This window comes from Actinotalea ferrariae CF5-4 (assembly GCF_000603945.1).
GTDB lineage: Bacteria > Actinomycetota > Actinomycetes > Actinomycetales > Cellulomonadaceae > Actinotalea > Actinotalea ferrariae.
This window is the reverse complement of the sequence record NZ_AXCW01000273.1, coordinates 1-4,665: the sequence shown is the minus strand read 5'-3', so window position 1 is coordinate 4,665 and position 4,665 is coordinate 1. Positions and strand designations below refer to the sequence as shown.

3 protein-coding genes are annotated in these 4,665 nt (G+C 77.5%); all 3 read right to left on the bottom strand.

The window, feature by feature from the left end; genetic code table 11:
* The coding region (locus N866_RS16155) for a hypothetical protein (RefSeq protein WP_034228260.1) at positions 1–196 on the bottom strand (196 nt) is incomplete at its 3' end.
* Entirely contained in the window at positions 193–567 is a 375-nt protein-coding gene (locus tag N866_RS16150; protein ID WP_034228258.1) for a hypothetical protein, read from the bottom strand. The genes N866_RS16155 and N866_RS16150, both read right to left, overlap by 4 nt.
* Positions 557–4,597, bottom strand: a complete 4,041-nt coding sequence (locus N866_RS16145) for a type VII secretion protein EccC (RefSeq protein ID WP_034228256.1) — start codon at positions 4,595–4,597, stop codon at positions 557–559. Before N866_RS16145 ends, N866_RS16150 begins: the two co-directional genes overlap by 11 nt.
* Positions 4,598–4,665: the final 68 nt, after the last annotated feature.

Here is a 4,665-nt window from a genome sequence, read left to right as displayed (position 1 = left end):
CCGGCGCCTCGGACCCGACGTCCCGCACCTCGAGGTCCCCCGCCCGGCCGGCCTCGTCCACGAGCGCGCCGAGCAGCCGGGCGACCGTGCTCGCGCCGACGCCCCCCGCCACCCCGGCGACGACCACCGGCGTCCCCTCGCGCACCGGCGTGCGGAGCCACCGCAGGGCCTCCGGGGCGGCGAGCACGCCGGTCACTCCCCGTCCTGGACGACGCACACGCCGCCGAGGCGCAGGGCGAGCTCCTGGGCGACCCGGACCCCCACGCGACCCGCGTCACCCCACGGCGCGAGCGCCTCGACCCACCACAGCGGGGCGGCCAGGTGGTCCAGGCCGGCCACGCCCGGCAGCAGCCGGGCGAGCTCGGCCGCGTTCTCCACGGCCAGCGGCTGGGAGACGGACAGGACCGCCACGTCCCCGGAGCCGTCCGGTCCGACGAGGCAGAGCTGGTGCACGGCGCCCTCCCGCATCGTCCGCAGGCCCAAGCCGGGGTCCACCGCGGCGCCCGCCTCCAGGAGCGTCGTCAGGTCCGGTGCGCGCGCGCTGACGACGACGATCTCACGTGGCACGGGCAGCCCCTTCGGTGGCCGGGACGTCGGCGAAGTGCGCGACCTGGACGAGGCGGGGCCGGTCGCCACGCCGCACGAGGGTGCCGCGGCCCGGCGGCAGGTGCTCCGCGTAGAGCCCGGGGAAGACCTGCCCCTCGCTGCGCTCGCCCGCCATGAGCAGCCCGCTGCCGCCGGTGTCGCGCAGCGCCTGGAGGACCGGGTCGTAGAGCGCCCGGGTGGCGCCGGCGACCGGACGGGACAGGACGACGTTGAGGCGCAGGTCCCGCGCGGCGGCCAGGTAGGGCAGGAGGGGGCGGAGCGGGTCCGTGCCGCCGGACGCGAGGATGTCGTAGTCGTCCACGACGACGACGACGCGGGGCCCCACCGCCGACGGCGCGCCGTCGGACGTCGTCCGCCGCTCCAGCTCCGCGGCGATCGCCGTCGCGAGGGCGAGCGCCGGCCGGCCGCTCGTGGCGCGCCCGCCGAGGTAGTCCTCGGGGCAGACGTCGGCCAGCCCGCCCCGGGCGTCGAAGAGCGCGATGACCAGCTCCTCCGGGGTCGCCCGGTCGACGAGGCCCTCGACGACGCCCCGCAGCAGCGTCGTCTTGCCGCACCGCGCGTCCCCGAGCACGAGCAGGTGCTGGTCCCGCCCCGCGAGGTCGAGCAGCGCCGGGCCCATGGTGTCCTGCCGCAGGCCGATGGGGACGAGCGCGGGCTCGTCGAGCGGGTCGGGCAGCTCGGCGGGGTCGAGGTCCTCCGGCAGCAGACGGATCGGCGGCGCGGCGGGCCCGCCCCACGACCCGGCGGACCGGCGCGCCAGGTCCTCCAGCGCCGCCCCGACCGACTCCTCCGCCGTGGCCGCGGCGTCGTCGGCGCCGGTCCCGACCAGCGGAAGTGCGACCTGGGCGAAGAGCCCGTCGTCGGTGAGCACGCGGCCCGGCTGGTCGGTCCGCAGCGTCGCGGCGAGCTTGCGCGCGATCGTCGAGTCGGTCGGGTCGTTGAGGCGGAGCTCCACCCGCGTGCCGACCAGCGGCTGGACGGTCATCCGCAGCTCGTTCCACCGGGTCATCGCCGCGACGACGTGGATGCCGAAGCCGCCCCCGCGCTGGAGGAGGTCGGTGAACGGCTCGTCGAGCTCCTCGTGGTCGGTACGGATCGACCCGACCCCGTCGACGACGAGGACGACGTCCGCCGCGGCCAGCTCGGGCACCTGCCCGGCGGCGTGCCGGGAGCGCAGCAGCGCCAGGGAGTCGATGCCGTGCTCGGCGAAGACGCGCTCGCGGTGCGCGAGCATGCCGTGCAGCTCCTCCAGGAGGCGGCGCAGGCGGTCCCGGCTGCTGCGGGTCGCGACGCCGCCGACGTGCGGGAAGCCCTCGATGCGCGCGAGCGCGCCGCCGGCGAGGTCCATGCCGTAGACCGCCACCTGCTGGGGCGTGTGGGTGAGGGCGAGGGACGTCGTCAGCGTCCACAGCAGCGTCGTCCGGCCGGCCTGGGGCGCGCCGATGATCGCCACGTGGCCGCCGGCCCGCGTGAGGTCCAGGACCCACGGCTCCTGCCGCTGCCGTGCGGGGTCGTCCAGCAGGCCCAGCGGCGGGGCGAGGTGGCGGACGCGGCCCGCGGCCCGCTCGTGCCGGGCGAGCACGTCGCCGAGCGCGAGGCGGAGGGGGAGCGGCTCGAGCCACACCGGTCGGGTCGGCGGCGCCGCCGGCGCGAGCTGGGCCACCACGGCGTCGACCGTGGAGGGGCCCGTCGAGGGGCGCACCAGCTCCGGCTCCCCGGACGCCCCGGGCCGCTCGAGGCCGTTCATCGCCAGGACCCCGTGGTGCACGGGCAGCAGAAGGGGCCGCCGCAGGTCCGCCGGGGCGTCCGGCTCGGGCGCCTCGTCGGTGCGCAGCGGCCCGGAGACGTACCCGGCCCGGAACCGCTGGTAGACCGTCGTGTCGACCTTGAGGTAGCCGTAGCCGGGGACGGCGGGCAGGTGGAACGCGTCGGGCGTGTCCAGCACGACCGAGCTCTCCGCCTCGCTGAACGTGCGCAGGCCCAGCCGGTAGGACAGATAGGTGTCGAGGCCGCGCAGCCGCCCCGCCTCGATGCGCTGGCTGGACAGCAGCAGGTGCATGCCGATGGACCGCCCGATGCGGCCGATCGTCAGCAGCAGGTCCACGAAGTCCGGGTCCGCGGTGAGCAGCTCGCCGAACTCGTCGATGACGAGCAGCAGGTGGGGCAGCGGCTCCAGCTCGGGCCGGGTGGCGCGCAGCTCCCGGTAGTGCGTGATCGACGGCGAGCTGCCGGCGTCGCGCAGCACCTGCTGGCGGCGCACGACCTCCCCCGCGATGCTCGCCCGCGCCCGCTCCGTCAGGCCCGCGTCGTCGGCGAGATTGTCGATGATGCCCGCGACGTGGGGCAGCGTGGCGAACGGCGCGAACGCGGCGCCGCCCTTGTAGTCGACGAGGATCATCGACAGGTCCTCGGGCGGGTGCGCGATCGCCAGCGCCGCGACGAGCGTGCGCAGCATCTCGCTCTTGCCCGAGCCCGTCGCCCCGACGCACAGCCCGTGCGGACCCATGCCGAGCTGCGCGGACTCCTTGAGGTCGAGCAGCACGGGTGCGCCGGTGTCGTCCACGCCGATGGGCACGCGGAGGAAGTCCCGCGACGAGCGCGGCTGCCACGTCCGCGCGAGGTCGATCGCGCGGACGTCCGCGACGCCGAGCAGGTCCGTGATGCCGACGGCGGAGCCGGTCGCGTCCTCGCCGACCTCCGTGGTGCTGAGCCGCAGCGGCGCGAGCGCGCGCGCCAGGCCGACGGCGAGCGTGGCGGGGACGTCGTCGAGCGTCCCGGTCACGGCGTCCTCGCCGTCTCCCGCCCGGTCCGACGCCCGGTCCCGCCCGCGCGCGCCCGGGCCGTCCCCGCGCAGGTCCTCGACGACGACGGCGCCCGCCGCGTCGACCGTGACCCGCACCGCCACGTCGGACGGCTCGTCGAGCCGGTCGGCGAGCACGTGGACGACCGTCACGCCGAGCTCCGCCGCCCCCACGGCGACGTCGGGCAGCGGCAGCGCACCGGCCACGCCGCCGTGCTCGTCCGCGAGGACGAGCAGCCGCGGCCCGAGGACGGCCGTCCCAGCACCCCCGCGCTGCGACCGCGCCGCGGCCTGAGCCCGGTCGACGAGGTCGGGCCCGACGAGCCGGACGAGGTGCGCCAGGTCCGGCGCCACGCGGCGCGCGGCCGCGGGACCGTCGAACAGGGCGTCGTCGACGAGGTGCGGGAGCGCGCCGAGCCACGCCCAGTCCGCCGCCGTCTCCGTCGGGAACGCGGCCGCCAGGCGGACGTCGTCGGGCGCGTGCAGGGCCACCACCTGCGTCGTCAGCGCCCGCACCACGGCGAGCGCCTGCTCCCGCGGGCCGATGACGGCGACCTCACCGGCTCGGTCGAGGGGCACCGTGATCGGCAGCTGCTGCACCGTGGCGAATCGGCGCCGGACCGCGCGCGCCTCCGCCGCCATCGCCGGGTCGAAGGGCTGGGTCGGGTTCGGGTCCGCGGGCAGGCGCAGGTCGAACCACGGTCGCCGGCCGACGCCGACCCGCGCCTCGAGGAAGTCCGGGTCCGTCCGGCGGCGCTCCCAGCGGCGGGCGGGGTCGCGCACCACGTCGAGCAGCGCACCAGGGTCCGGGTGCACCGCCCGCGCGACGTCCCGGGCGCCCTGCTCCTGCTTGCGCAGCTCCGCACGCACCGTCTCGAGGTGGTCGAGGTACCGCTCGCGCTGCGTCCGGCGCTGCCGCGTCGCCGCGCCGCGCTGGCTCAGCGCCATCCCGACCCCGCCCACGAGCGCGATGACGAGGATGAGCACCGCGACCATGACGAACAGCGGGTTGTTCCGCAGGACGAGCATCATGGTCATCGAGCCGAGGGCACCCACCACCGGGAAGAGCGCCTGGAGCGGCGCGCCGCCGCCGCCCTCGGACAGCTGCGGCGGCGGCGCCAGGTCCACGGGGTCCGGTGCCCGCAGGGGTCGGACGACGCGCGCGGGGCGGTGGACGACGCGCAGGGTCATCGCGCACCCGCCTGGACGAGGAGCTCGCCGACGAGGCGCGCCGGGCCCGGCGGCGTCGGCTCGGCGGG

Coding starts and splice junctions, on each gene's coding strand:
- N866_RS16145 (WP_034228256.1), bottom strand. CDS start 4,597: ATGACCCTGCGCGTCGTCCACCGCCCCGCGCGCGTCGTCCGACCCCTG.